The organism is Bifidobacterium sp. W8112 (genome assembly GCF_016101425.1).
Lineage (GTDB): Bacteria > Actinomycetota > Actinomycetes > Actinomycetales > Bifidobacteriaceae > Bombiscardovia > Bombiscardovia apousia.
This window is the reverse complement of the sequence record NZ_JACFQN010000002.1, coordinates 147,925-172,175: the sequence shown is the minus strand read 5'-3', so window position 1 is coordinate 172,175 and position 24,251 is coordinate 147,925. Positions and strand designations below refer to the sequence as shown.

The 24,251-nt window shown below is 64.2% G+C and carries 28 protein-coding genes; 19 read left to right on the top strand and 9 right to left on the bottom strand.

Going from position 1 to position 24,251, the window contains the following annotated elements:
- Positions 1 to 26 precede the first annotated feature (26 nt).
- Together H3T92_RS05125 and H3T92_RS05120 are read left to right on the top strand one after the other, a co-directional pair.
- A complete protein-coding gene (locus H3T92_RS05125) occupies positions 27 to 647 on the top strand; it encodes a sigma-70 family RNA polymerase sigma factor (RefSeq protein WP_198189676.1) in 621 nt (206 codons plus the stop codon).
- A 39-nt stretch (positions 648 to 686) separates the two neighbouring features.
- Complete coding sequence (locus tag H3T92_RS05120; RefSeq protein WP_198189497.1) at positions 687 to 974, top strand: hypothetical protein; 288 nt, start codon at positions 687 to 689, stop codon at positions 972 to 974.
- A gap of 155 nt (positions 975 to 1,129) precedes the next feature.
- On the opposite strand, the gene H3T92_RS08380 is transcribed toward H3T92_RS05120, so the two are convergent.
- Both H3T92_RS08380 and H3T92_RS05115 read right to left on the bottom strand, forming a co-directional pair.
- Positions 1,130 to 1,204, bottom strand: coding sequence for a 50S ribosomal protein bL37 (locus tag H3T92_RS08380; protein WP_099327425.1), 75 nt, complete (start codon positions 1,202 to 1,204; stop codon positions 1,130 to 1,132).
- An 85-nt stretch (positions 1,205 to 1,289) separates the two neighbouring features.
- Complete coding sequence (locus tag H3T92_RS05115; RefSeq protein ID WP_198189496.1) at positions 1,290 to 2,258, bottom strand: aldose 1-epimerase family protein; 969 nt, start codon at positions 2,256 to 2,258, stop codon at positions 1,290 to 1,292.
- Between the two features lie 172 nt (positions 2,259 to 2,430).
- Between H3T92_RS05115 and H3T92_RS05110 the strand changes: the two genes are divergently transcribed.
- Entirely contained in the window at positions 2,431 to 3,498 is a 1,068-nt protein-coding gene (locus H3T92_RS05110; protein WP_198189495.1) for a 4-hydroxy-3-methylbut-2-enyl diphosphate reductase, read from the top strand.
- Between the two features lie 20 nt (positions 3,499 to 3,518).
- Here the strand turns inward: H3T92_RS05110 and ybaK are convergent, their stop codons facing one another.
- A complete protein-coding gene (ybaK, locus tag H3T92_RS05105; RefSeq protein WP_101432160.1) occupies positions 3,519 to 4,025 on the bottom strand; it encodes a Cys-tRNA(Pro) deacylase in 507 nt (168 codons plus the stop codon).
- A 76-nt stretch (positions 4,026 to 4,101) separates the two neighbouring features.
- On the opposite strand from ybaK, the gene H3T92_RS05100 reads away from it, so the two are divergent.
- The gene (locus H3T92_RS05100) at positions 4,102 to 4,701 is read left to right on the top strand and encodes a DedA family protein (protein ID WP_198189494.1); all 600 of its coding nucleotides are present in this window, start codon (positions 4,102 to 4,104) and stop codon (positions 4,699 to 4,701) included.
- 71 nt (positions 4,702 to 4,772) lie between these two features.
- Here H3T92_RS05100 and gap read toward each other — a convergent pair whose 3' ends face one another.
- From gap to H3T92_RS05075, 5 genes are all read right to left on the bottom strand, one after another.
- Positions 4,773 to 5,828 (bottom strand): type I glyceraldehyde-3-phosphate dehydrogenase, encoded by a 1,056-nt coding sequence (gene gap, locus H3T92_RS05095; protein ID WP_198189493.1) that lies wholly within the window; start codon positions 5,826 to 5,828, stop codon positions 4,773 to 4,775.
- Positions 5,829 to 6,017: 189 nt separating this feature from the next.
- On the bottom strand, positions 6,018 to 6,422 hold the full coding sequence (locus H3T92_RS05090) for an arsenate reductase family protein (RefSeq protein WP_198189492.1): 405 nt from the start codon (positions 6,420 to 6,422) through the stop codon (positions 6,018 to 6,020).
- A 41-nt stretch (positions 6,423 to 6,463) separates the two neighbouring features.
- A complete protein-coding gene (locus tag H3T92_RS05085) occupies positions 6,464 to 7,222 on the bottom strand; it encodes a thiamine diphosphokinase (RefSeq protein WP_198189491.1) in 759 nt (252 codons plus the stop codon).
- Positions 7,223 to 7,263: 41 nt separating this feature from the next.
- On the bottom strand, positions 7,264 to 7,620 hold the full coding sequence (locus H3T92_RS05080; RefSeq protein ID WP_198189490.1) for a branched-chain amino acid transporter permease: 357 nt from the start codon (positions 7,618 to 7,620) through the stop codon (positions 7,264 to 7,266).
- On the bottom strand, positions 7,617 to 8,354 hold the full coding sequence (locus tag H3T92_RS05075; protein ID WP_198189489.1) for an AzlC family ABC transporter permease: 738 nt from the start codon (positions 8,352 to 8,354) through the stop codon (positions 7,617 to 7,619). Before H3T92_RS05075 ends, H3T92_RS05080 begins: the two co-directional genes overlap by 4 nt.
- A 175-nt stretch (positions 8,355 to 8,529) precedes the next feature.
- Here H3T92_RS05075 and msrB point away from each other — a divergent pair, with 175 nt between their 5' ends.
- From msrB to H3T92_RS05005, 14 genes are all read left to right on the top strand, one after another.
- Complete coding sequence (gene msrB / locus H3T92_RS05070; RefSeq protein WP_198189488.1) at positions 8,530 to 9,507, top strand: peptide-methionine (R)-S-oxide reductase MsrB; 978 nt, start codon at positions 8,530 to 8,532, stop codon at positions 9,505 to 9,507.
- A 136-nt stretch (positions 9,508 to 9,643) separates the two neighbouring features.
- Positions 9,644 to 11,533: an asparagine synthase (glutamine-hydrolyzing) gene (asnB, locus tag H3T92_RS05065; protein WP_198189487.1), complete on the top strand. Its 1,890-nt coding sequence runs from the start codon at positions 9,644 to 9,646 to the stop codon at positions 11,531 to 11,533.
- A 236-nt stretch (positions 11,534 to 11,769) separates the two neighbouring features.
- On the top strand, positions 11,770 to 12,441 hold the full coding sequence (gene infC, locus H3T92_RS05060) for a translation initiation factor IF-3 (protein WP_029676114.1): 672 nt from the start codon (positions 11,770 to 11,772) through the stop codon (positions 12,439 to 12,441).
- Positions 12,422 to 12,616, top strand: coding sequence for a 50S ribosomal protein L35 (rpmI, locus tag H3T92_RS05055; RefSeq protein ID WP_015021617.1), 195 nt, complete (start codon positions 12,422 to 12,424; stop codon positions 12,614 to 12,616). The genes infC and rpmI overlap by 20 nt, the downstream gene beginning before the upstream one ends.
- A gap of 48 nt (positions 12,617 to 12,664) precedes the next feature.
- A complete protein-coding gene (gene rplT / locus H3T92_RS05050) occupies positions 12,665 to 13,048 on the top strand; it encodes a 50S ribosomal protein L20 (protein WP_015021618.1) in 384 nt (127 codons plus the stop codon).
- A 261-nt stretch (positions 13,049 to 13,309) separates the two neighbouring features.
- Positions 13,310 to 14,935, top strand: a complete 1,626-nt coding sequence (locus H3T92_RS05045; RefSeq protein WP_332460632.1) for a spermidine synthase — start codon at positions 13,310 to 13,312, stop codon at positions 14,933 to 14,935.
- Between the two features lie 103 nt (positions 14,936 to 15,038).
- Positions 15,039 to 15,968, top strand: coding sequence for a site-specific tyrosine recombinase XerD (gene xerD / locus H3T92_RS05040; RefSeq protein WP_198189486.1), 930 nt, complete (start codon positions 15,039 to 15,041; stop codon positions 15,966 to 15,968).
- Between the two features lie 45 nt (positions 15,969 to 16,013).
- A complete protein-coding gene (locus tag H3T92_RS05035; RefSeq protein WP_101432174.1) occupies positions 16,014 to 16,853 on the top strand; it encodes a ParA family protein in 840 nt (279 codons plus the stop codon).
- Complete coding sequence (locus H3T92_RS05030; RefSeq protein ID WP_144085526.1) at positions 16,850 to 17,653, top strand: segregation and condensation protein A; 804 nt, start codon at positions 16,850 to 16,852, stop codon at positions 17,651 to 17,653. The genes H3T92_RS05035 and H3T92_RS05030 overlap by 4 nt, the downstream gene beginning before the upstream one ends.
- Positions 17,650 to 18,312, top strand: coding sequence for an SMC-Scp complex subunit ScpB (gene scpB / locus H3T92_RS05025; RefSeq protein WP_144085527.1), 663 nt, complete (start codon positions 17,650 to 17,652; stop codon positions 18,310 to 18,312). Before H3T92_RS05030 ends, scpB begins: the two co-directional genes overlap by 4 nt.
- Positions 18,313 to 18,389: 77 nt before the next feature.
- The gene (gene typA, locus H3T92_RS05020) at positions 18,390 to 20,309 is read left to right on the top strand and encodes a translational GTPase TypA (RefSeq protein ID WP_024627158.1); all 1,920 of its coding nucleotides are present in this window, start codon (positions 18,390 to 18,392) and stop codon (positions 20,307 to 20,309) included.
- A gap of 71 nt (positions 20,310 to 20,380) precedes the next feature.
- Positions 20,381 to 20,845, top strand: coding sequence for an alcohol dehydrogenase (locus tag H3T92_RS05015; RefSeq protein WP_198189485.1), 465 nt, complete (start codon positions 20,381 to 20,383; stop codon positions 20,843 to 20,845).
- Entirely contained in the window at positions 20,842 to 21,828 is a 987-nt protein-coding gene (locus H3T92_RS05010) for a prephenate dehydratase domain-containing protein (RefSeq protein ID WP_144085529.1), read from the top strand. Before H3T92_RS05015 ends, H3T92_RS05010 begins: the two co-directional genes overlap by 4 nt.
- 65 nt (positions 21,829 to 21,893) lie before the next feature.
- Positions 21,894 to 22,931, top strand: coding sequence for a prephenate dehydrogenase (locus tag H3T92_RS05005; RefSeq protein ID WP_186279402.1), 1,038 nt, complete (start codon positions 21,894 to 21,896; stop codon positions 22,929 to 22,931).
- Here the strand turns inward: H3T92_RS05005 and H3T92_RS05000 are convergent.
- Positions 22,921 to 23,193, bottom strand: a complete 273-nt coding sequence (locus H3T92_RS05000; protein ID WP_144085577.1) for a DUF6725 family protein — start codon at positions 23,191 to 23,193, stop codon at positions 22,921 to 22,923. The two genes, H3T92_RS05005 and H3T92_RS05000, sit on opposite strands and share 11 nt — an antisense overlap.
- Positions 23,194 to 23,296: 103 nt before the next feature.
- Here H3T92_RS05000 and H3T92_RS04995 point away from each other — a divergent pair, with 103 nt between their 5' ends.
- A complete protein-coding gene (locus tag H3T92_RS04995; protein WP_144085531.1) occupies positions 23,297 to 24,229 on the top strand; it encodes a tyrosine recombinase XerC in 933 nt (310 codons plus the stop codon).
- Positions 24,230 to 24,251: the final 22 nt, after the last annotated feature.

The window sequence follows — 24,251 nt, the reverse complement described above, 5'->3', positions numbered from 1 at the left end:
GAAAACGTCAATTCGAGGCCCTGGCCATGCCTGCGGTGGATGTGCTGTACCGACAGGCCATGCGCCTGACCAACAACCCCGACGATGCCCAGGATCTGGTTCAGGACACTTTCGAGCGCGGATTCAAGGCCTTCGACCGTTTCCAGCCCGGCAGCAACTTCGAAGCCTGGATGACCACCATCGAGCGCAACGCCTACTTCAACCAGTACCACAAGGCCAAGCGGCGCCCGCAAAGGGCCAACGACTCGACCGGCGAGTACAACGACTGGGACATCTATTCGGCCTCGGAGCACGGGTCCGAAGGGCTCAAATCCGCCGAGCAGGAGTACATGGAGACCTTTGCCCCCGAGGAGATCATGGCAGCCCTGGACCGGCTCAGCCCGGAACGCCGACGGGTCTTCATCGATGCTGCCATCGACGGCAAGAGCTATCAGCAGGTGGCCGACGAGGAGGGCATCAAGATCGGCACGGTCATGAGCCGGCTGAACCGTGCGCGCTCGCAGTTGCGCCAGGAGCTGGAGCGCTATGCCCAGGAGCGCGGTTACCAGCAGGAGCGTGAGGCTGCAGGCAAGCCCTCAGCGGAACACCATGGCACTGGTGCTGCCAGGCCTAGTATAAAAAAAGAGATCAGCAACAAGGGGCATTGAGGGCCCCCGAAGATCGGGTATCAGGAAGCGGGCAGGAGCATGGACGGACGCGTGGAGATGAGTCACTACGCCTACGATGACGGCGGCTCTGTCAGGGTGTCCCACACCAGCCTGCGCATCTATCGGGATGCCTCCTGTGTGGATCCCAGCGACTGCTTCGATCCGGAATCCTGCTGCGACGATCGGGAGCGCATGGTCATCGAGGAGCTGCGCCGGTATCTGCGCCCCGAATGCGCACCGGACTGTCTGCTGGATCGGCTCAGGCACATGTTCGATCAGATGGATGAACTGGAGCAGGGAACCCCGGATCGCGCTACGGACAAGTAGATAAGGTCAAGCAGATCCAGCCTGTTTCTTGGCAGAGGATCGCTTCTGTCCGGCTATTCAGGCTATTGCACAGATCATGGTCATGCGAATGCAGCCATGGTTTTTCTTTATGCATATATGCAAAACCCCGGCACCGTTGGTGCCGGGGCAGACGATCAGGTGTTCGGCCTCTTACCGTGGTTGGCGGCCTTCTTGCGGCGATCCCTGCGCTTGCGTCCGCGCATGCCCATGATTGGACTCCTTTGCTACTGATGATCCGATAAGCCTTGCCGATTATCGCACACCGGGCTGACCTTTGTCGACCAGCCAGGCCGCTCAGAGCTGTTGTGCCCGGTAACCCACCTGGGTGGTGTATGTAGCGGCAGGCTGCAGAATGACCAGGTTCCGGCCTGTCCGGAAGGCGTTGGCATAGGCGGTCATAGGCTCTACGGCAACGCCTGCCGGGCGCATGCCTGCGTCGAAGCCGGTTCCGGTGCAGACCTGCCAGGAGGTGATGGTCTCATCGCCCCAGAGCTGAATGCGGATGCCATCCGGCCTGGTGAACCAGGCCGAGCAGGTGCCGTCGTCGTCCCGTTCCACATCGGTCCATGCGTCGTCGAAAGCCGTATCCTCGCCCAACACAGGGCCCTGGCGCAGATCGGTTCGTCCCTGGACAGGTTCGGTGCCGGTGGGCAGCAGCCTGTCCGGGTCGACCACTACGTGGGTGCGGCAGGGGATGGACAGGGTGCAGGGGGCGTTGTCCTTCTGAATCTGGTCACCGACGCCCTGCTTGCCGTTGGACAGCCAGGGGTGGATGCCGAAGGCCCAGGGCGCGGCCTCGTCGCCCAGGTTCAGGGCCCGGGTGGTCATGGTCAGCCCCTGGTCGTCCAGGGTGTAGGTGACGGTGACCACCACGTCGAAGGGGTATCCGGCCATGTCGGGCACCCGCCAGGAGAGGCTGACGGAGTCTTCAGCCAGGGCCTGCAGGTGCCAGTAGGCGCGGTAGCCGTAGCCGTGGATGGCGGTGCGCCGGTCGTGCTCATCGATGGGCAGGGTGTAGGTGTGGCCTTGGAAGTCGTAGGTGCCGTCCTCAATCCGGTTGGGGAAGGGGACCAGCACGTTCCCGTTGCTGCAGGGTACGGTTCCATCCGCGTCGAATGAGGCCAGCAGGTCCTTGCCTCGGTATTTCAGGACGCGCAGGATGGCTCCCAGCTCGGTCACTACCGCCTCGTAGTCCCCATGACGGATGCTGTACTGCTGTCCGGTCCGGGGCACGGCCCCGCCCATCATCTCGTTCGTATGCATGCTCCCACTTCCATAGTGCCGTTGATGCTTGCTACGCCACCATCCTAGCGCCTGGGTGGTCTTGGCTTCTTGGTGAAAGAGTGGCGGATGGACTACCGGGAGCGGCTCTGGCTTTCTACCATGGTCTTGCAATGTCCGGGACCGCCCGGATGGACGTTGATAAGGAGCGGCAGTGGCAGTATTTCGGACCACCGTGTGCGAACAGCCGACCACGCAGGGGCATGGGCGGGTCATCCTGGCTGATCCGCGTGGGTTCTGCGCGGGGGTGGACCGTGCCATCCAGACCGTGCAGACCATCCTGGATGCGGACAACCCCCACCAGGATCTGCCCCCGGTCTATGTGCGCCGGCAGATAGTCCACAACCGCCATGTGGTCGAGGACCTGTCCCGGCGAGGGGCCGTGTTCGTGGACGAGCTGGATCAGATTCCCGATCAGGCCGTCCGTGCCGGGGTTCCTGTGGTCTTCTCGGCCCATGGCATCGCCCCCTCGGTCGTCAAGGAGGCCCAGCGGCGGGGAATGCGTGTGGTCGATGCCTCGTGCCCCTTGGTCAGCAAGGTTCACCGGGAGGTCCAGCGCTTCGTTCGCGACGGCTACCGGATTATTTACATAGGCCACCGGGGGCACGACGAGGCTGTGGGAGTCATGGGGGAGGCCCCGGACCGGGTTCATCTGGTCGAGCATGAGGCCGATATTCAGGCCTTAAACTTCGGACCCGACACCCCGCTGGTCATGCTGACCCAGACCACCCTGAGCCTGGATGAGACCGCCGACCTGGCCGCGGCCCTGCGTCGACGCTTCCCTTGGATAGAGGAGCCGCCGGGCTCCGACATCTGCTACGCCACCCAGAACAGGCAGCAGGCGGTCAAGCTGGTGGCCGGTCAAGCAGACTGCATGGTTGTGGTGGGGTCGGCCAACTCCTCCAATTCGGTGCGTCTGGTCGAGGTGGCCCGTCAGGCCCTGGATGAGCGCTTTCCCGGTCAGGGCGAGCAGAGGGCCCACCGGGTCGACGATGCGGGCGAGCTGGATCCCGCCTGGCTGCAGGGCATGGATTCGGTAGGGCTCACCTCGGGTGCTTCGGTTCCCGAAGACCTGGTTCAGGGGGTGCTGGAGACCCTGGCCTCCCGAGGGTTCACCCAGATGACCCGGGCCCGGGCGGTTGACGAGCACATGCACTTCGTACTGCCTGCGGCCCTGCGCTCCGCACGGTCATCCAGGAAGCTTCCACAGCCGCAGGGCTGAGCTTCCAGGGCTAAGATCCCTCAGTCGGTGGCCAGCGGGGCGGTCTTGGCCTTGAGAACACGGATCAGATCCCGCGGGTCCAGACCCAGGCTGATCCCGCGCTTGCCGCCGGAGACCATGATGGTGTCGAATTCCAGGGCGCCCTGGTCCAGTACGGTCAGGTGCTGGGTGCGCTGGCCGAAGGGTGAGATGCCGCCCAGGACATATCCGCTCTCCCGCTCGGCCTGGGCCTTGTCGGCCATGCGGGCCTTCTTGGCGCCCACGGCAGCCGCCAGGTGTTTGAGGTTCAGGTGGCCGGTCACCGGCACAATGCCGATGACCCGTTCCTTGCCTGTGTCGGCCATCAGGGTCTTGTAGACCGTGCGCGGGTCCAGGCCCAGCTTTTTGGCGGCCTCGATGCCGTATCCCTGGTCCATATGGTCGGCGTTGTGTTGATACTCGTGGATGGTGAAGGGGACCCCCTGACGCTCCAGCTGGGCCATGGCCGGGGTCGCGGCATCCGAGTCCGCCCGCTTCTTCTTGCTCATGACTCCATGCTAAGGTACTGACCGTTTAGGGAGGCTGAGGGGTGTCTTTGGCGCCATCGCGCGGAAAGGGTGGTCCATGATCGCTGTCAATGCCTGGCTGCTTGATGCGGTGACGGGTGGCTGGGGGCTGGCTGTGCTTTTCCTGGCCGCCTTTTTGGATGCGCTGATCATTCCCATACCCACGGAGCTCATGGTCCTGGCTACGGCTTCGGCCTTTCGGGCCTCGGGACGACCCCTGCCCGTTTTGGTCTTTCTGGTATGCGCCCTGGCCTTCGCAGGCGGCGACGCCTGCACCTATGGGCTGGGGAGGATGGTTCCGCTGAATCGTCTGGCCGTCTTCCGGGGTGCCGCAGGCAAGGCTGTGACCTCATGGGCCCACCGGGCCCTGCTGCAGGGAGGCGGCTTCTTCACCCTGGCCTCGCGCTTCGTGCCCTCAGGCCGGACCGTGGTCAATCTGACGGCCGGGGCGGCGAGGTATCCGCTCAACCGTTACCTGCCCCTGGCTGCCCTGGCCGGTCTGCTCTGGTCCATCTACATGTGGACCCTGGGGTACCTGGCCGCCTCCTGGTTGGAAAACAACCCTCTGGCCGTCATGGCCATTGGTTTTCTGGCGGGTATGGCCGTCGGGCTGGTCTGCGATCTGGCCATGCGGGCGCTCACACGGAAGCGCCGATGATAAGCAAGGGGCCCGCCCCCGTAGGGAGGCGGACCCCATAATCGCTATGGCCGGATAAACCGGCCGGATGCTCAGTCGCCCAACTCAGCGAAGTAGAGCAGGGTGCGGATCATGTTGCTGGTGAAGCCGTACTCGTTGTCGTAGAAGGCAACGGTGCGGACCAGCTGGTCGTCACCGTAGGTGTTGACATCGGTCTGCGTGGGATCGAAGATGCCACCGTGGGTGTCGCCGATCACGTCGGAGGAGACGATGCCCTCGTCGTTGTAACCGAAGTAGTCCTTGCCCTCGAAGGCCTTCTTGGCGGCGTCGTTGATCTCGTCGACGGTGACCTTCTTGTCCAGGACGCAGGTCAGCTCGGTGACGGAGCCGGAGGGAACGGCCACACGCTGTGCATGGCCCTGCAGCTTGCCGTCAACGGAGGGAACAACCTTGCCGATGGCCTTGGCGGCGCCGGTGGAGTGCTCGATGGTGTTGATGGCGGCGGCGCGGGTGTTGCGCGGCTTGTTGCCCTTGGGGCCGTCCAGCAGCATCTGGGAGCCGGTGTAGGCGTGGATGGTGGTCATGTAGCCGATGCGGATGCCGAAGTTGTCATCCAGCATCTTGACCATGGCGGCCAGGGAGCCGGTGGTGCAGGATCCGGCGGAGATGATCTTGTCGGAGGGCTTCAGGGTCTCCTGGTTGACGCCGTAGACCACGGTGGGCGTGGTGTCGTCCTTGGCGGGGGCGGAGATCAGAACCTTCTTGGCTCCGGCGTTCAGGTGGGCCTGGGCCTTCTCGGCCGAGGTGTAGAAGCCGGTGCACTCCAGCACGTAGTCCACGCCGTCGTTCTTGACCCAGGGGATGTTGTTGGCGTCCTTCTCGGCGTAGACCGGAATCTCCTTGCCGTCCACCACGATGGCGGTGTCGGTGGAGGTGACCGAGACATTGGTGCCGTCGTCGTGACGGAAGGTGCCCTGGGTGCTGTCGTACTTGAGCAGATAGGCCAGAATGGCCGGGGTGGTCAGATCGTTGATGGCGGCAACCTCGATGTTGGAGGCGTCGCCGCCACGGGCCTGGAGCTCAAAGATGCGCCGAAAGGCCAGACGACCGATACGTCCGAATCCGTTGATGCCAATCTTTACTGTCATTCAATTCTCCCTTGGAGATTGGCCGTATACAGCACAAAAATTACCGGACCGTATATGGCCGATTACTGATAACATCTCACAGTTTATAGAACCCTGTGTACTTATAGCAAGCGATAACGCGGGTTCTGCCAAGGAAAAAACGAACAAAAAAATTGGTAGGTTTTGTTGTGTGTTTGCGCAACAAAACGATCATGAATTGTGAGAATTTTCGTTCGTATCGGCCAGCCAATCCTCCCACTGCTGCTGACGGAATCCGACCAGGACACGCCGACCATCCAGCAGGATGGGACGCTTGACCAGCATGCCGTCGGTGGCCAGCAGCTGCAGAGCCTGCTCTGTGTCCATCTGTGGCAGGCGTTTGCTTAAGCCTTGGCTGCGATAGGCCTGACCAGAGGTATTGAAGAATCGTCGAACGGGCAGTCCGCTCATGTCCAGCCAGACGGTCAGTTCCTCCTGGGTGGGGCGGTCCTCCTTGATGTCGCGCTCGGTGAAGTCCACATTGTGGTCGCGCAGCCAGGTGCGGGCCTTGGCGCAGGTTGAGCAGCGGCTGTAGCAGATGAAGAGCGGGTGCTGGGCTGTAGGTGATGCTGTCATAGTTTTTCCTTTCCAAGTGGGGTTTCAAGTCAAAAAGGGGCTCAGGCCAGCCGCCGGGAGGGCCGCGTCTCCAGGGAGCCCAGGTCGGCCCTGGGCTCCAGGCTGGTGCTCCAGGCCGGCTGAGGCGCCGAGGTGGGGTAGGTGACGAATACCGCTCCCTGTTTCAGACCTATGTGGGCCGGTCTGCCGGGCAGGAACTCGTTGCTGACGCCGGTCACCTGCTGGTTGGTCATAGTCATGCCATCCGTCTGGTATTTGAGGCCCTGCTCGACTACTCCCAGAGCCTGGTCGTCGGCTGCCAGGACGGAGAGCATGGACCTGGGCGGGCAGTCCCAGGCGGGGAAGTCCAGGCTTCCAGGGCCAAGGGCCGTGACCAGCATCCCTTGACCCCAGAGTTCGGCCCGGCCCCCGCTGGCGGCGATCAGATGGATCAGGTTCAGATTGGCCAGCGTGTGGTCCATGCGTCCGCCCAGGCCACCATATATAAGGAACCGTCGGCAACCGTGCTGCCAGCCCACCTTGACCGCGGCCAGCAGGTCTGTGTCGTCCTTTTCGGCAGGCAGGACGCGGCGGGGGATGTCCGTGCGCAGCTTCCGGCTGCCGGCGGGCAGGGAATCGAAGTCGCCGACGACCAGCTCGGGCTCGTCCCCGTGCTCCAGGGCCGGCTCCAGCCCTCCGTCCGCTGCGATGACCAGGGCCTGTCCGCCGCGTGCCGTCTCTTCGCCAAAGTACTGTCCTGCGCCCCAGATCCGGCAGAGCGGTGTTTGGACATTCTCGCCCGACTGGCCGTCATCCTGCATGCGATTCTTCTTTCTGCGCTTGTCCCTTGAAGGCGTCTTCATCATCCCAGACCAGCCAGACCGACCAGGAAGGTCAGCCACCCCTGGACCAAGGCCATGTAGGTCAGTGTGCCGCAGGCGATGCTGACCATCATGTTCCGCCAGCGCAGGTGGACCAGGGCTGTGACCAGCAGCGCCAGGGCCTCGTAGAGCCCGTGGTCGCCTCCGACCAGGTTGGTGTGCCTCAACGAATAGACCACCAGCAGCCCCATGACGGCGGCGGGCAGCAGACGTCCCAGCCTGGTCACCAGGGCCGGCGGCCGACGCCCCTCCGGCCAGATGATGAAGGGCAGGAATCTGGTGGCCATGGTTCCCAGAACCACAATGCCTATGGTGATCAGTTGCTGCGTGGTGGTCATGAGGCCTCCCTTTGGCTGTGGAAGTCCAAGAGGATGAAGATGGCCAGGATGGCCACCATGGACGGGATGATGAACCGGTCGGGTCCGAAGACCAGCAGGCAGGCCAGGGAGGCCAGCAGACCGATCATGGCAGGCAGGCGGGCCTCGGCCTGCCGCCACTGCTCCAGAAAGAGGACCAGGAACATGGCGGTCAGCACGAAATCCAGCCCCCGGGTGTCGAAGTTGGCCAGGTTGCCCAGCACAGCGCCCAGGGTGGCGCCGCCCACCCAGTAGATCTGGTCGAGCAGGGTGACGAAGAAGAGGTACCAGCCCTTGTCGGTCCCGGCCGGGTGGGGGTCGGCGGACTCCAGGGCGAAGGTCTCGTCGCACATGCCGAAGATCAGGTAGGGCTTCTTCCGGCCCGTCCCGCGAAAGACCGGCAGCATGGCCAGGCCGTAGAAGAGGTGGCGGGCATTGACCATCAGGGTCAGCATCAGCGCGCCCCAGGGATTGAAGGTGGACATGAGCAGGTCTACGGTCACGAACTCCATGGAACCGGCGTAGATCAGGGCGCTCATGGCCAGCGGATAGATCACCGGGAAGCCACGGCTGGTCATCAGAAAGCCGTAGGAGATCCCCAGCACCAGGAATCCGGCCATGATGGGCAGGGTCCGTGGGAAGGCCGCAGCCAGGGAGCCCAGGATGGTCCCGGAGGACTCCGCATCTTCGTCAGCGTCTTTTTGCGCTTGCTGCATGACCCGCCTCCTGACTTCGTTTTGGGGAATGGTCAGCAATGATAATCCCCTCTCGCGCCGCAGGGATAGGCCGGTCGACAATGTGAGAAGGCTGTCAAGACGGGGCAGGAACGGAATAGGCGCTCTCCCGCTCCTGTTGAACCTAGCGATAGGCACCGGTATGTGAGGAGGAATCATGGACAAGAACAAGATTTCGACCAACAATCCGGCCACGGTCGTCCTGGCGGGGGGATGCTTCTGGGGCATCGAACGGTTCTTCCAGGAGGTGGACGGGATCATCGACACCCAGGTGGGATACGCCCAGTCCACAGTGCCCGACCCCAGCTATGAGCAGGTCTGCAGCGGTGTCACCGACGCCGTGGAAAGCGTTCGGCTGACCTATGATCCCCAGACGGTCAGTCTGCGGACCCTGACCCTGCTTCTGCTGGATCTGATCGACCCCTTCTCGGTGGATCGGCAGGGCAACGACCGGGGCCGGCAGTACCGCAGCGGCCTCTACTGGGATCCCGAGCATCGCGAGCAGGAGGAGCCCGTCTTCCGCCGCGCCCTGGAGGAGCTGGAGCACAGGACCGGCCGTCATCCCGCTGTGCAGGTGGAGGCCCTGATCAACTTCTACCCGGCGGAGGAGTCCCACCAGGACTACCTGCTCAAGAACCCCGGCGGCTACTGCCACATCCCTCTGGAGGCCATCGCCAACGCCGCCTCCCGCCAGCGCTACATCGAGCGCATATGGTCCCTGGACCCTGAAAGCTACGAGGTCACCCAGCACTCGGCCACCGAACGGCCCTTCACCAATGCCTACGACGGGGAGTTCCGCCCGGGCATCTATGTGGACGTGGTCAGCGGGCAGCCGCTCTTCTCCTCGGCGGACAAGTACGACTCGGGCTGCGGCTGGCCGGCATTCACCAAGCCCATCGATCCCGACCTGCTGGTCAACCGCAAGGACTACAAGCTGCTGGGCCGGCCCCGGATCGAGGTGCGTACGGCACAGACCGGCATTCATCTGGGACATGTTTTCGACGACGGTCCTGCCGACCGTGGCGGGCAGCGCTACTGCATGAACTCCGCCGCCCTGCGGTTCGTGCCGCGGGACCGGATGGAGGAGGAGGGCTATGGGGACTACCTGCCCTTGGTAGACCAAGTTAGCCGTTGACCGTTCTGCATCCAGTGACACGCCGGAGCTTCTGACCCATGGGGTTCCGGCGCAGTCCACGCATGAGGCCGGTCTGTTCCCTGTTGCCCTTTTGGGCTATTGTGGACTGCTGGTGGATTGATAAGGAGTCATGCCAATGTGCGGAATTGCTGGGTTCGTCAACGACACCTCTGCCGAGGAAAAAACGGCCGTGCTCAAGCGGATGACGGACATCATCGCCCACCGAGGCCCCGACAACGAGGGGCATTTCGTCGATGAGCGGGTGGCCCTGGGCTTTCGGCGCCTGAGCATCATCGACCTGCAGGGCGGCGACCAGCCCATCTTCAACGAGGACTCCTCCATGGCCATCACCATGAACGGGGAGATCTACAACTACCGTGAACTGCGCCGCCAGCTGATCGACCTGGGGCACACCTTCTCCACCGAGTCCGACACCGAGGTCATCCTGCACGGCTACGAGCAGTGGGGCCACCAGGTGGTCAACCGCCTGCGCGGCATGTTCGCCTTCGTCATCTGGGACCGGGGACGCGGCGAGCTGTTCGGGGCCCGGGACCACTTCGGCATCAAGCCCTTCTATTACGCCCGGATGGGCGGCACCTTCATGTATGCCTCGGAGATCAAGAGCCTCCTGCAGCATCCGGACTTCCACAAGGAGCTCAACACCCAGGCCCTGCGTCCCTACATGACCTTCCAGTACCCGGCGCTTCCGGAGACCTTCTTCAAGGGCGTATTCAAGCTTCCCGAGGGCCATTGGTTCACCTTCCGGGACGGGAAGATGGACATCCACCAGTATTATGACCCGGCCTTTGGGGAGAGCAAGCAGGATCTGAAGGACCTGGTCGACTCCATCGACCAGACCGTCCAGGATTCGGTCAAGGCGCACCAGGTGGCCGATGTGGAGGTGGGCTCCTTCCTCTCCTCCGGGGTGGACTCCAGCTATGTCGCCGCCCTGGCACGCCCCCGGCACACCTATTCGATCGGCTTCGGCAAGGGAACCTACAACGAGTCCGACCAGGCTGGCGAGCTGGCCTCCATACTCAAGCTCAACAACACCACCGAGTCCCTGGACGGCGACCAGGCCTTCAGCTACTTCCCGCAGATTCAGTGGTATATGGACGAGCCGGACTCCAATCCCTCCTGCGTGCCGCTCTTCTTCCTTTCCGAGTTGGCCAGCCGGGACCTGCGCGTGGTCCTGAGCGGGGAGGGCGCCGACGAGCTCTTCGCAGGCTACGTAGACTACGGCGTGCATACGCGCTCGCGGATCATCAAGGATGTCACCCGTCTCCTGGGCCGTCTGCCGCGCAAGGCCCGGTATGCCATCGGACGCTGGGCCAAGGGCAAGCACTTCCACGGGGCCTGGCACCTGTATGCCAACCTGGCCCCCGCCGAGGAGAGCTTCATCGGCCAGGCCAAGGTCTTCGACGAGGACGAGGCCGGCAGGCTGCTCAAGCCGGCCTACCGCAAGGCTCCCCGTGTCTCTGAGATCACTGGGCGAATCTATGCCCGGCTCAAGGGGCGCAGCCTGTCCGAGCTCAAGAAGAAGCAGTACCTGGACATGCATCAGTGGATGCCCGGGGACATCCTGCTCAAGGCTGACAAGATGACCATGGCCCACTCCCTGGAGCTGCGGGTGCCTCTGCTGGACCGCAAGCTGATGGATGTGGCCGAGAAGGTGCCCACCAAATATCTGATCACTGATCAGAACACCAAGTTCGCCTTCCGCAAGGCTGCCGACCGTCATATTCCTCGGGAGTGGTCCGCCAGGGAGAAGCTGGGCTTCCCCGTGCCTATCCGGGACTGGCTGCATCAGGAGCGTTACTACCGGCTGGTCCGCAGCATGTTCGAGCAGGACTGGGTGTCCGAGTTCTTCGACCAGGAGGCCCTGCTGCGCATGCTGGACGACAACTACGCCAAGCGCAACGACGCCCGCCGCAAGATCTGGACCGTCTATTCCTTCCTGACCTGGTATGACGTCTACTTCGTCCACGACGGAACCAAGCCGGAGCTGCTGGACCTTCAAGCCTAGGGGTCTGTCCTGAGGCCTGTGTTATACTGCTATTCGGCTTGAGAAATCAAGAAAGCGGATGATCCCACCTGGGAGCCTTCCATGGCTTCGGGTTCGACCTGTGCCGATGACGGTTGCCCGTCATCACGTACGGTGCAGGCATTGGCGGTTTCGTTGCCATACAGCAGCGGCAGTCATGTTCGAAACCTATGGGTTCTTCGCCTGGCAGTGGATGTTGTGGTATTTGAGAAGGAGTCATCATTAGCGACGAACCAAGGATTAACGACGATATACGAGTGTCTCAGGTACGCCTGATCGGGCCCAACGGCGAGCAGGTGGGAATCATTGCGACCTCCGTCGCCCTCAACCTGGCCAAGGAGGCCAACCTTGACCTGGTCGAGGTTGCGCCCAAGGCCAAGCCTCCGGTCGCCAAGCTCATTGATTACGGCAAGTTCAAATACAACGAGAAGATCAAGGCTCGTGAGGCGCGCCGCAATCAGAGCATGTCGGAGATCAAGGAGATCCGCTTCAGATTGAAGATCGACGACCACGACTTCGAGGTCAAGGAGGGGCACGTGCGCCGCTTCCTGTCCGCCGGAGACAAGGTCAAGGTCACCATCATGCTGCGTGGGCGTGAGCAGTCCCGGCCCATCGGCGGCGTGGAGCTCCTGCGCAAGCTGGCTGACGACGTCGCGGATCTGGGCTCCATCGAGTTCGCTCCCAAGCAGGAGGGGCGCAACATCATCATGACCCTGTCGCCCAAGGGCAAGAAGGTCCATACCCAGTCCGAGCAGCGTCGGCGGGGCGGCCAGGCCCGTGCCGAGCGCAAGGCCCGTCAGGCGGCCCATCTGGCTGCCAAGGCCGACAACAATACTTCTCCCAAGCAGATGAAATCCAAGGAGGGCAGCAATGCCGAAGATGAAAAGTAACTCCGCCGCATCCAAGCGCGTCCGGACCACGGGTTCGGGCAAGCTCATGCACGCCGGGACCGGTATGCGCCACAATCTGGAGCACAAGTCGGCCAAGAAGCGTCGTCACCTGTCCACTGACGAGGTGCTCGCTCCGACCCAGTCCAAGAACATGAAGAGGATGCTGGCCCGCTGAGCGGGTGCTGTCGCGTCGAGTGAGATTTTAGAAAGCTGAGGAATATCTATGGCACGAGTCAAGCGGGCAGTCAACGCGCATAAGAAGCGTCGGGTCGTCCTGGAGCGGGCGTCAGGCTACCGTGGCCAGCGCTCCCGTCTCTACCGCAAGGCCAAGGAGCAGCTGCTTCATTCATATACATACAACTTCCGGGACCGCAAGGCCCGCAAGGGCGACTTCCGCAAGCTGTGGATCCAGCGCATCAACGCCGGATGCCGCGCCCAGGGAATCACCTACAACCGCTTTATCCAGGGGCTGCGCCTGGCCGGCATCGAGCTGGATCGCCGCGCCCTGGCCGACCTGGTCGTCAACGACATCGACACCTTCAACGCCATCGTGGCTGAGGCCAAGAAGGCCCTGCCTGCCGATGTGAACGCTCCGGTCGCTGCCTGATCAGCGGACCTGAACACCCTACTGCAAGAACCTCGCCTTTCGCGGGGTTCTTTGCATATTTGACCATTCCTCATGGGGACGGTAAGTTGATTGACGACAATGATGCCGGGAGCCGCCATGAACAGTGATCACAGCGCAGACGCATCGGCTGTCTCGCCAGCATCGGCAGGTCAGGCCAGTCAGTCACCGAGCAGCGGTACATCCAAAAGGGCCAGAATCAATCAGTCGCGCCCTATTTTGCGGTCTCGGATCTTTCTCTATGTGACGGAGTTCTTCTCGGGGATGGCCGTCATGGCCGCCGAGCTGGGGGCCTCCCGCCTGCTGGCTCCTTACTTCTCGTCCTCACAGATCGTATGGACCATCATCATCGGGACCATCATGATCGCCCTGGCCCTAGGGGCCGTCGTCGGCGGCCGCTGGGCCGACCGGAACCCTGACCCGGACAGGCTCTACCTGTGCATTATGGCCGCGGCGGTCTGGATCGCCCTGATCCCCCTGGTCGGCAAGTATCTGATCATCCTGATCTCGGGGCTGCTGATCGTGGCCGTCTCCACCAACTTCCTGGTCCTGGCGGCCTTCATCTCCTGCCTGATCATCTTTGTCCCGCCCCTCTTCCTTCTGGGGACCATCACCCCCGGCCTGGTCAAGAGCGCCACCGACTCTCTGGACGACAACGCTTCGGTGGTCGGCCGGCTCAGCGCCTGCAATACCGTAGGATCCATCCTGGGCACCTTCCTGCCCACCTTTGTGACCATCCCGGCCGTGGGGACCTTCGTCACCTTTCTGATCTTCTCCGGGATACTGCTCCTGGTGGCCTTGATCTACTTCCTTTCCTCCCATGCCCACCGCCTGGCCTGCCTTCTAGCCACGGTGGCCTTTGTGGTCTCGGCAGCCCTGTCGCCGATGACGGGGTTCGCCTTCTGGGAGAAGGGCCTGGCCTACGAGGGCGAGTCCATCTACAACTACCTGCAGGTCAAAACCCTGGCGGACAGGACCATCCTTTCCACCAACGTCCTCTTCGGCGTTCAGTCGGTCACCATGAAGCATCCCGGGATGACCGGCATGTACTACGACACGGCCCTGGCGGCGCCGCTCATGGCTGATCAGGCCCGCTCGGCCCTGATCCTGGGCATGGGGACCGGGACCTACGCCCGGCAACTGAGGCGATACTACCCACGGATGGCCGTCCAGGGGGTGGAGATCGACCAGGCCATCAGCAACCTGGCCATCAAGTATTTTGATCAGCCCGCCGATATTCCGGTTTCCACCTATGACGGCCGGGCCTGGCTGGCGGCCAGTGGCCAGCGCTACGACCTGATCATGGTCGATGCCTATCAGGACATCACCATACCCTTCCAGATGAGTTCCACCGAGTTCTTCGCCCTGGTCAGGAACCACCTGAATCCGGGCGGGGTCATGGTGGTCAACATGAACATGATCGACGACGGTCAGGGGTCCATCAATGCGGCCCTGACCAATACCATCACCAGGGTCTTCGGATCCGATGCCATCCTGACGGCCGACGTGCCCCAGACCACCAACCGCGAGCTCTTTGCGCGCCGCCCCTCTTCCGGGAATTGCTCGGGATCAGGAGTGGATACCCAGGGCAAGAAGGCGGCGATGGGGGACTACCCGGGTTCCGACCTGTTGGCGGAGGCGGCCGCCAGGGTCAGCCCTGATCCGGACCTGTCCCAGATGATGGAGCAGGTCAGCTTCCGACTGAGCACGGTTGGGGATGCCAAGGGGAGGGTATTGACCGATGACAATGCGCCGGTCGAATTGCTGGGCATGCACGCCATCGACCGAATCATCAGCAGGGAGGCCGGCCCCTACCGGCGGATTCTCCAGCAAAAAGGGATCCAGGGGCTGATCCAGGAGGTCTCCTGATTCTCGATCCCAGGCGCGTTGGAAGCACGGGAAGAGGGGAGCTGAGCGCTAGAATATGGCCTAAAGACCAGCACTGATGAAGAGAACCGGAGGTTAAGCAGTAGTGGACGGTGATCATCAGGAGGGGCTGACTGCATTGCTGGATCAGTTCCTGGCTTACACCGGTCTGGAGCGGGGTCTGGCCCCCGCCACGGTCAAGGCTTATCGGTCCGATCTGACCATGTACATCAACTGGCTGTCAGGTCGTGGCATCACCAGCCTGGAGCAGATTCACACCGCCGATGTGGAGGGCTTCCTGGCCCACCTGGCCGACGAGAGCCCAGCCAGCCGCTCCCGAAGGATGGCCGCCGTCCATGAGTGGCACCGGTTCGCCCTCAAGCAGGGGGTGACCGACCAGGATGTCTCTCGTGCCGTCAAGGCTCCCAAGGGCACCTCGGCCCTGCCCGATGTGCTGGACGTGGACCAGGTAACCCGGCTGCTGGATGTGGCCGCCATGGGCGGGTCCAAGGATCCGGTGGTCCTGCGGGACAAGGCCCTGCTGGAGTTCATGTACGCCACCGGCTGCCGGGTCTCGGAGGCCGTCGGCACCGATTTGGAAGACATGAACCTTAATGAGCGGGTGGTCCGCCTGACCGGCAAGGGCGACAAGCAGCGTCTGGTGCCCATGGGCTCCTACGCCTGCCAGGCCATGCAGGCCTACCTGAATCTGGGGCGGTCCAGCCTGTGCAATCGGGCTACCAAGGACAGGGAGCTGCGTGCCGTCTTCCTGAACAAACGGGGCAAGCGGCTGACCAGGCAGACGGTCTGGCAGGTGGTCAGGGATGCCGGCCGCCGGGCAGGGCTGAACAGACCCCTGCACCCTCACACCCTGCGGCACTCCTTCGCCACTCATCTGCTGGAGGGAGGCGCCGATGTGCGTTCGGTCCAGGAGCTGCTGGGCCACGCCTCGGTGACCACGACGCAGATCTACACACACGTCAGCCCCCAGGCCCTGATGGAGACCTACCAAACGGCCCATCCCCGCGCCCGCTGACCCGCCAACCCGCGAATGCGGCCGGAAACTTGATAGGGTAGAAGCATGCCTACGGATTTGTTAGGGCGCGAGTATGAGACGTTCGCTGCCCCGGAGCCTTTGAAACAGCACGGCCCGGCCCGTGTTCTCGCCATGTGCAACCAGAAGGGCGGCGTAGGCAAGACCACCTCATCCATCAACATCGCCGGGGCCCTGTGCCAGTATGGGCGCCGGGTGCTGATCGTGGACTTCGACCCCCAGGGCGCAGCCACCGTGGGCCTGGGCATCAACGCCAACAGCGTGGACAACACCATTTACACCGCCATGTTCGACACCTCCCTGGATGTTCACGAGGTGGTCCGGCACACCCGTTTCGACGGCCTGGACATCATCCCGGCCAACATCGATCTGTCGGCCGCCGAGATTCAGCTGGTCACCGAGGTCGGCAGGGAACAGGCCCTGGCGGCCACCATCCGGCCCCTGCGGCAGGAGTATGACGCCATCATCATCGACTGCCAGCCTTCGCTCGGCCTGCTGACCGTCAACGCGCTGACTGCTGCGGACGGGGTCATCATTCCCGTGGCGGCCGAGTTCTTCGCCCTGCGCGGCGTGGCCCTGCTCATGCAATCCATCGAGAAGGTCCGCAGCCGCATCAACCCCGACCTGCAGATTTACGGGGTGCTGGTCACCATGTACACCAAGACCCTGCATTCGGACGAGGTGCTTCAGCGCATCTACGAGGCCTTCAAGGGCAAGGTCCTCCACTCCATCATCAGCCGGTCCATCAAGCTGCCCGATGCCACGGTGGCCGGCGAGCCCATCACCATGTTCGCCCCCGAGCACAAGACCGCCAAGGAGTATCGGGAGGTCGCCCGGGAGCTGATCGCCCGCGGCATCGTGGCGTGAGCGGATCATCGGACGGCTTCGCCGTCGACCTGGATGTCTACCAGGGGCCCTTCGACCTGCTGCTGGGCATGCTGGCCAACCGCAAGCTCTCGCTGACGGAGGTCTCGCTGGCCTCCATCACCGGGGAGTTTCTGGACTACGTGCGCACCCTGGACTTCAGCCAGGGACTGGACCAGGCCAGCGCCTTCCTGGATGTGGCCTCGGTTCTGGTGGAGGCCAAGAGCGCTGCCCTCCTGCCTGTGGAGGACGAGTCCATGCGCGACCAGGCCTCCATGGATGCCCTCCGGGAGCGTGATCTGCTCTTCGCCAGGCTCCTGCAGTACCGGGCCTTCAAGCAGGCGGGGCAGGACTTTCGAGCCAGGCTGGCCGCCAACTCTGGCCGCTACCCGCATCCCGGCCATCTGGAGCCCCAGCTGGCCCATCTGCTGCCTGATCTGGTCTGGACCCTGAAGCCGGAGGATCTGGCCCTGCTCTGTGCCAACGCCCTGGTCAACGCTCCGGCCTCCCAGGTCCGGCTGGATCAGCTGCACGTGCCCCTGGTCGACCTGAACAAGGAGGCCGACCTGGTTCGCCAGGCCCTGCTGGCACAGCCCGGGCAGCCGGTGGCCTTCGCCGATCTGGTCGCCTCGTCCCAGGGCCGGGCGCAGGTGGTGGCCCGATTCCTGGCCGTGCTGATTTTCTTTAGGCAGGAGCTGATCCAGTACCGTCAGGATGGCCCATACCAGCCGCTCTACCTGCGCTGGGTAGGGCCGACCCAGGAGCCGGAAACGGCCTTGATCAGTGAGGGGGATTTCGCATGAGCCAATCCTCGGCTCCCGACACCCGTCCCGAATATGTGGACTTCGACGTACAGGACTTTCCCGGCGGACTGGCCGCCTGTCTGGAGGCCATTTTAGTGGCCACGGACCGGCCGCTGACCGCAGAGGACTTCTCCCGGGTGCTGGCCGTGGATCCGGGCCCGGTCAATGCCGCCCTGGAATCGCTGGCTGAGTCCTATAGCGACCGAGGGTTCGAACTGCGTCGGACCGCTCGGGGCTGGCAGCTGACCAGCCGGACCGCCTACCAGCCCGTGGTGGCGGCCTTCGTCAAGGACGGCCAGACAGCACGCCTCTCCCAGGCGGCTTTGGAGGCCCTGGCCATCGTGGCCTACCGCCAGCCCATGACCCGTGCCCAGGTGGGGCAGATCCGCGGGGTCAATTCGGACGGGGTCATCCGGGCCCTGCTGGTGCGCGGCCTGGTCCGCGAGGAGGGCCTGGACGAGCAGACCCACGCCGCGCTGCTGGTCACCACCGACCTCTTCCTTGAGCGGATGGGCCTGCAATCCTTGGAGGATCTGCCCTCCCTGGCCCCCTTCCTGCCCGACGAGGACTCGGCTCTGGCCCAGGCCCGCCAGGAGCTGTCCGACCAGGTTCAGTCTCCGGACCCAGTCCAAGGTTCGCCCCAGGGCGAGGAGGAGTGAACGCCTGTCACACAAGGCGGTTACACTTGTCTCTGTTTGTCCAATTCCGGGATAGCATTCACGAGAATGAGGTTTTGATGGCGGTACGCGGCGATATACGAAATGTGGCGATTGTGGCACACGTTGACCACGGCAAGACCACCCTGGTCAACGCCATGCTGCAGCAGTCGCACGTCTTCTCCGAGCGGGAGGAGGTGCCCGACCGGGTCATGGACTCCAACGACCTGGAGAAGGAGAAGGGCATCACCATCCTGGCCAAGAACACCGCCGTCAAGTACACAGGCCCGCTGGCAGCCAAGCTGGGCGAGCCCGACGGCATCACCATCAACGTGGTGGACACCCCCGGCCACGCCGACTTCGGCGGCGAGGTGGAGCGCGGCATCTCCATGGTCGACGGCGTGGTCCTGCTGGTGGACGCCTCCGAGGGGCCCCTGCCCCAGACCCGCTTCGTCCTGCGCAAGGCCCTGGAGGCCAAGCTGCCCGTCATCCTGGTCATCAACAAGACCGACCGTCCCGATGCCCGCATCTCCGAGGTGGTCTCCGAGTCCACCGATCTGCTCCTGGGCCTGGCCCAGGACGTGAGCGAGGAGGGAGTGGACCTGGATCTGGATTCCCTCCTGGACCTGCCGGTCATCTACTGCGCAGCCAAGGCCGGCAAGGCCTCCGTCAACCAGCCCGCTGACGGCGCCGTGCCTGACAACGACGATCTGGAGCCCCTCTTCGAGGCCATCCTGACCAACATCCCCGCCCCGGAGTATGAGGAGGGCGCCCCACTGCAGGCCCATGTGACCAACATCGACGCCTCCGACTACCTGGGCCGTCTGGGCCTGGTGCGCATCTACAACGGCACCCTGACCAAGGGCCGCCAGTACGGCCTGTCGCGCGTGGACGGATCCATCGAGAACTTCAAACTGACCGAGATCCTGCGCACCAAGGGTCTGCAGCGCTTCCCTGTGGAGGAGGCCGGCCCCGGCGACATCGTTGCTGTGGCCGGCGTGGAGGACATCATGATCGGCGAGACCATCGTCGACCAGGACGACCCCCGCCCCCTGCCGCTGATCCACGTGGACGACCCGGCCGTCTCCATGACCTTCGGCACCAACGATTCGCCCTTGGCCGGCACCGAGGGCAAGGACCACAAGCTGACCGCCCGCATGCTCAAGGACCGTCTGGACCGCGAGCTGATCGGCAATGTCTCCATCAAGGTGCTGCCCACCGACCGGCCTGACGCCTGGGAGGTTCAGGGCCGTGGCGAGCTGGCCCTGGCCATCCTGGCCGAGCAGATGCGCCGCGAGGGCTACGAGCTGACCGTGGGCCGCCCCCAGGTGGTCACCAAGACCGTGGACGGCAAGCTTCAGGAGCCCATGGAGTCCGACACCATCGACGTGCCCGAGGAGTACATGGGCGCGGTCACCCAGCTCATGGCCGACCGCAAGGGCCGCATGGAGACCATGACCAACCACGGCTCCGGCTGGGTCAGGATGCAGTTCACCGTGCCCTCCCGTGGCCTGCTGGGCTTCCGCACCGCCCTGCTGACCGCCACCCGCGGCACCGGCATCTCCGCTTCAATCTCCGCCGGCTACGCCCCCTGGGCGGGCGACATCAAGACCCGGCAGAACGGATCCATGGTCTCCGACCGCTCCGGCAAGGCCAGCCCCTATGCCATGCAGAAGCTCCAGGCCCGGGGCGAGTTCTTCGTCAAGCCCCAGTCGCCCGTCTACGAGGGGCAGATCGTGGGCATCAACAACAAGCCCGGCGACCTGGACATCAACATCACCCTGGAGAAGCACATGACCAACATGCGTTCCTCCACCGCCGACGTCCTGGAGACCCTGACCCCGCCCATCGACATGAGCCTGGAGGAGTCCCTGGACTTCGCCAACGATGACGAGTGCGTGGAGGTGACCCCCGAGTCCATCCGCGTGCGCAAGATCATCCTGGACAGGGATGCCTGGTACAAGTGGAACGCCCGCCAGCGCAGGGCCAACAAGAAGTAATCCTGTTCTCGCAATCAGACCAGTCCGACCCGGCCGCCCCACGGTGACCGGGTCGGACTAGTCTGGAACCCATGAAGTCTCAGGTTTCCAAATCCAAGGACCAAGCCCCCTCCCGCTCGACGGGGGAGTCTGGCAAGGCCAGCGCCTTCCGTTGCCTGCTGGGCCTGCCCATCGGCCTGGCGGTGGGGGTGCTGGGGACCCTGGTCCAGCGCTCCGGGGCCGCTCAGGGTCTGCCCTGGGGGATGGTCCTGGCCTATCTGCTGGTGGCCCTGGCTGCCTGGTGGGTCCGTTGCGACAGCGGCACCATGGGGCTGGCCCTGCATCTGGTGGCCTCGACGGTCACGGTCTGGCTGCTCTCCATGAGGGGGCCGGGCGGCGACGTGCTCATGCCCTATGCCAATTTCCCTACATTCTTTGCCAAGTATGCGGTCTTCCTCTGGATGGGCGGGCTGGTCCTGATCCAGACCCTGGCCATCTGCCTGCCGGCCTCCTGGTTTGCCGATGGCCCCCTGCGTCGTCAGGGGCGATCCGCATGAGCCAGGACTCGTCAGAATCACCGGCGACTGAACCCGACCGAATTCCCCTGCACTTCCTGGGTCCCGAGGGGACCTTCACCCACCAGGCCGCCCTTGAGGCCGCCAGCCTCATGGCAACAAGGCTGGGCTGCCAGGCGGAACTTAAGCCCTGCACGGATGCGGCGGCCATCGTGGCCGCCGTGGAGGAGGGCCGAGGCTGGGGAGTGCTGGCCTGGGAAAACAACGTGGAGGGCCATGTGGTGCCCAACATGGATGCCCTGATCGATGCTCAATCGGTAGCGGGCTTCGGCATGGTCCGTCTGCCCATCGTCTTTGACGCCTTCGTCCGGGCCGACCATGGCCCCCTGCGCCAGGTCGGCGCCCATCCCCATGGACTGGCCCAGTGCAAGGGCTTCATCACAGAGACCGGCCTCAATCCGGTGCCGACCAACTCCAACGCCGCGGCCTGCCGTGATCTGGGCCCCGACCAGGTGGCTCTGGGGCCGCGCATATGCGGGAGCCTTTACGGACTGGAGACCTACCGGCGCGAGGTGCAGGACTATCAGGGGGCCCGTACCGACTTTCTTCTGCTGGCTCCCCGAGATCGGGCCGCCCGGCTGGCACGCCGCCTGGCGCCGGGCGGGGATTTCGAGTCCATCGTCACCTTCATTCCCCTGAATACCGGGCCGGGCGTGCTGGCCAACCTGCTGGACCGTCTGCGCGATGCGGGCCTGAACATGACCTCATTCATGTCCCGGCCCATCAAGGGGCACGACGGGACCTACAGCTTCGTGGCCAGCATCGACGCCGCACCCTGGCAGCAGGGTCTGCATCAGGTGCTGGCCGACCTGCTGGACAGGGGGGACTGGCTCAAGACCCTGGCGGTCCATCCGCGCACCCCGCATCCGGCGCCCCCCATCCGTGAATGGATGCTGCCCAGGGCGGGGGCCTTCCGGGGTGAGGACCCCGATACCGAGACGATCAGCAAGGAGTTGTTATGGTAGATGAATCCGCACCCTTTCCACACATGGACCTGTCAGGTCCCGAGCACATGCACCCCATGGCAGGCATGGCCGCCTCGCCGGTGCTGACCTCGGCCCACAAGATCGCCGTGGCAGGGCTGGGTCTGATCGGCGGATCGCTGGCCCGCCGCCTGGCCGCCCGGGGCCGGTTCGTGATCGCATGGAACCACAATGACCGTCCCTATGAGCAGGCCCGCAGCCAGGGGATTCACTGTGTGGACACCCTGGAAGAGCTGGCCAAGGGCAAGGCAGACGTGCTGGTGCTGGCCACCCCCTTGCGGGCCATGCCCGAGGTGCTCAAGGCCCTGGCTCCGGTGTTGACCCGGGGCACCACCCTGACCGACGTGGGCAGTGTCAAGGGGCCGGTCCGCCGTCAGGTCGAGCAGGCCGGTCTGGCTGATCGGTATGTGGGCGCCCATCCCATGGCGGGCAGCGAGGGCTCAGGTTACGAGGACTCGGACCCGGCCCTCTTGGATGATGCCCTCTGGGCTCTCTGCGTCGATGAACAAACGGATTACAGCCGATTCCTGACCGTGGCCGACATGGTCACCCAGGGTCTGGGCAACCGGCTGATCGCCCTGGACGATGCCACCCATGACCGGGCTGCGGCACTGATCTCGCACATGCCCCATGTGGTGGCCACCGCCCTGGCCAACATGCTGACCAGGTCGCCTGACCGCCGAGTGGCCTCGGCCCTGGCGGCCGGATCCTGGCGGGACATGACCCGGGTGGCCCTGACCGATCCGGAACGGACCCGGGCCATGGTGGAGGAGAACGCCGACCAGGTGGCCGACCTTCTGGATGCCCTGGCCGAGAATCTGCAGGGCATGGCCTCTCTCTTGCGGGACCAGGAGCCGGCGTCCGATGAAAAGCGCCGGGACTTCTTCCTCCAAGCCGATCCCTTCCGGCGCTACAAGGCTGCCCTGGCCGGCCAGGAGCCGATGCCCACCACCGACCTTGAATTGGATCCGCAGGAGGGCAACTGGCGGCAGGAGCTGCTGGATTCAGCCCTGCGCGGCGAGCAGGTCTCGGCCTTCCTGACCACCAGCCGTGCCCGGGTGCTGCACCCGCCGGTCATCGACTGAGATCAGGTGGGTCTGGACGGGGCGAACGGCGTTCCGGGACCGGCTTCAGGGCCACCATGTCTTCTGCTTGCAGGGTCACCCGTTCCCCGGGACGCGACCCATTGGCCGCCGGGTCCCTGTCCAGGATCAGCCGCCGTCCGTTCCAGTCGACCACATGGCCCACGTAGTCGCGGAACTTGGGCCTTCCGTCCTCCGGATCCGGTCCCAAGGCAATCCTGACCACCAGCCGCGCTCCGGCCGGTATGGCTGCTGGCAAACGCATGGCCATCCACCTCCTGGGCCAGTATCGCCTGCGGCTGCGACGAGGGTGAAAGCGCCTAAACTGTATTGCACATACTCACAGTCAAGCGAAGGGAGCGCCATCGGTGGATCAGGATCTGCAGGACTTCACCGACTATCTTTCCCGGGTGGCAGGCAAGAGTCCCAACACCGTGCGTTCCTACCGGGCCGACCTGTCAGGCTTTCTGCACCTGATGCATCTGCACGGCTTCGACGACCCCGCGCAGATCGACCTGGCCGCCATCAGGTCCTGGTTGGCTCACGAATCCGCCACCCACGCCCGCTCGACCATGGCCCGGAAGACGGCCGCACTGAGGTCCTTCTTCGGCTGGCTGAGCCGGCACGGCCGGATCAAGACCGACCCCACCCTGGCCCTGAGCAGCCCCAAGCAGTCCGAGCACCTTCCACGGATCCTGACGCACGACCAGGCCCGCACCCTGATGGATACGGTCGACCAGGATCCGGTCGAGCCCCGGGAGGACCAGAAAGTCCAGGCGGCCCTGCAGGTCCGGGATGCGGCCATGCTGGAGCTGCTGTACGCCACGGGCATGCGTGTGGCCGAACTCTGCGGGCTGGATCTGGATGACGTGAACCGGCACAGCCGCACCGTAAAGGTTCTGGGCAAGGGTTCCAAGGAGCGGGTCCTGCCCTATGGCCTGCCCGCCGATCGTGCTCTGGATCGCTGGCTGGGGGAGGGGCGGCCGGTCCTGGCGGGCTCAAGGGCCAGATCGGCCCGCAAGGCAGGTCAGGCCCTCTTCCTGGGTCAGCTTGGCGGCAGGGTTGGCCAACGGCAGGTCCGCAAGGTGGTCCATCAGGCGGCCGGTCAGGCCGGGGTGCCCGACATCGCCCCCCATGCCCTGCGGCACTCGGCCGCCACGCACATGCTGGATGGGGGAGCCGACCTGCGCGAGGTTCAGGAGATGCTGGGCCATTCCTCCCTGCGGACCACCCAGCGCTACACCCACGTCTCCATCGAGCAGCTGCGGGCCCGGTACAGGCAGGCTTTTCCCCGGGCATGAGATCCGGTAAATGAGATACGAC

What these genes read in the sequence shown, in the direction of transcription:
- H3T92_RS05125 (WP_198189676.1), top strand. Translation starts at nt 27, where the DNA reads ATGCCTGCGGTGGATGTGCTGTACCGACAGGCCATGCGCCTGACCAAC.
- H3T92_RS05120 (WP_198189497.1), top strand. Translation starts at nt 687, where the DNA reads ATGGACGGACGCGTGGAGATGAGTCACTACGCCTACGATGACGGCGGC.
- H3T92_RS05115 (WP_198189496.1), bottom strand. Translation starts at nt 2,258, where the DNA reads ATGCATACGAACGAGATGATGGGCGGGGCCGTGCCCCGGACCGGACAG.
- ybaK (WP_101432160.1), bottom strand. Translation starts at nt 4,025, where the DNA reads ATGAGCAAGAAGAAGCGGGCGGACTCGGATGCCGCGACCCCGGCCATG.
- H3T92_RS05100 (WP_198189494.1), top strand. Translation starts at nt 4,102, where the DNA reads ATGATCGCTGTCAATGCCTGGCTGCTTGATGCGGTGACGGGTGGCTGG.
- gap (WP_198189493.1), bottom strand. Translation starts at nt 5,828, where the DNA reads ATGACAGTAAAGATTGGCATCAACGGATTCGGACGTATCGGTCGTCTG.
- H3T92_RS05090 (WP_198189492.1), bottom strand. Translation starts at nt 6,422, where the DNA reads ATGACAGCATCACCTACAGCCCAGCACCCGCTCTTCATCTGCTACAGC.
- H3T92_RS05085 (WP_198189491.1), bottom strand. Translation starts at nt 7,222, where the DNA reads ATGCAGGATGACGGCCAGTCGGGCGAGAATGTCCAAACACCGCTCTGC.
- H3T92_RS05080 (WP_198189490.1), bottom strand. Translation starts at nt 7,620, where the DNA reads ATGACCACCACGCAGCAACTGATCACCATAGGCATTGTGGTTCTGGGA.
- H3T92_RS05075 (WP_198189489.1), bottom strand. Translation starts at nt 8,354, where the DNA reads ATGCAGCAAGCGCAAAAAGACGCTGACGAAGATGCGGAGTCCTCCGGG.
- msrB (WP_198189488.1), top strand. Translation starts at nt 8,530, where the DNA reads ATGGACAAGAACAAGATTTCGACCAACAATCCGGCCACGGTCGTCCTG.
- asnB (WP_198189487.1), top strand. Translation starts at nt 9,644, where the DNA reads ATGTGCGGAATTGCTGGGTTCGTCAACGACACCTCTGCCGAGGAAAAA.
- rpmI (WP_015021617.1), top strand. Translation starts at nt 12,422, where the DNA reads ATGCCGAAGATGAAAAGTAACTCCGCCGCATCCAAGCGCGTCCGGACC.
- rplT (WP_015021618.1), top strand. Translation starts at nt 12,665, where the DNA reads ATGGCACGAGTCAAGCGGGCAGTCAACGCGCATAAGAAGCGTCGGGTC.
- H3T92_RS05035 (WP_101432174.1), top strand. Translation starts at nt 16,014, where the DNA reads ATGCCTACGGATTTGTTAGGGCGCGAGTATGAGACGTTCGCTGCCCCG.
- scpB (WP_144085527.1), top strand. Translation starts at nt 17,650, where the DNA reads ATGAGCCAATCCTCGGCTCCCGACACCCGTCCCGAATATGTGGACTTC.
- typA (WP_024627158.1), top strand. Translation starts at nt 18,390, where the DNA reads ATGGCGGTACGCGGCGATATACGAAATGTGGCGATTGTGGCACACGTT.
- H3T92_RS05015 (WP_198189485.1), top strand. Translation starts at nt 20,381, where the DNA reads ATGAAGTCTCAGGTTTCCAAATCCAAGGACCAAGCCCCCTCCCGCTCG.
- H3T92_RS05010 (WP_144085529.1), top strand. Translation starts at nt 20,842, where the DNA reads ATGAGCCAGGACTCGTCAGAATCACCGGCGACTGAACCCGACCGAATT.
- H3T92_RS05005 (WP_186279402.1), top strand. Translation starts at nt 21,894, where the DNA reads ATGGCCGCCTCGCCGGTGCTGACCTCGGCCCACAAGATCGCCGTGGCA.
- H3T92_RS05000 (WP_144085577.1), bottom strand. Translation starts at nt 23,193, where the DNA reads ATGCGTTTGCCAGCAGCCATACCGGCCGGAGCGCGGCTGGTGGTCAGG.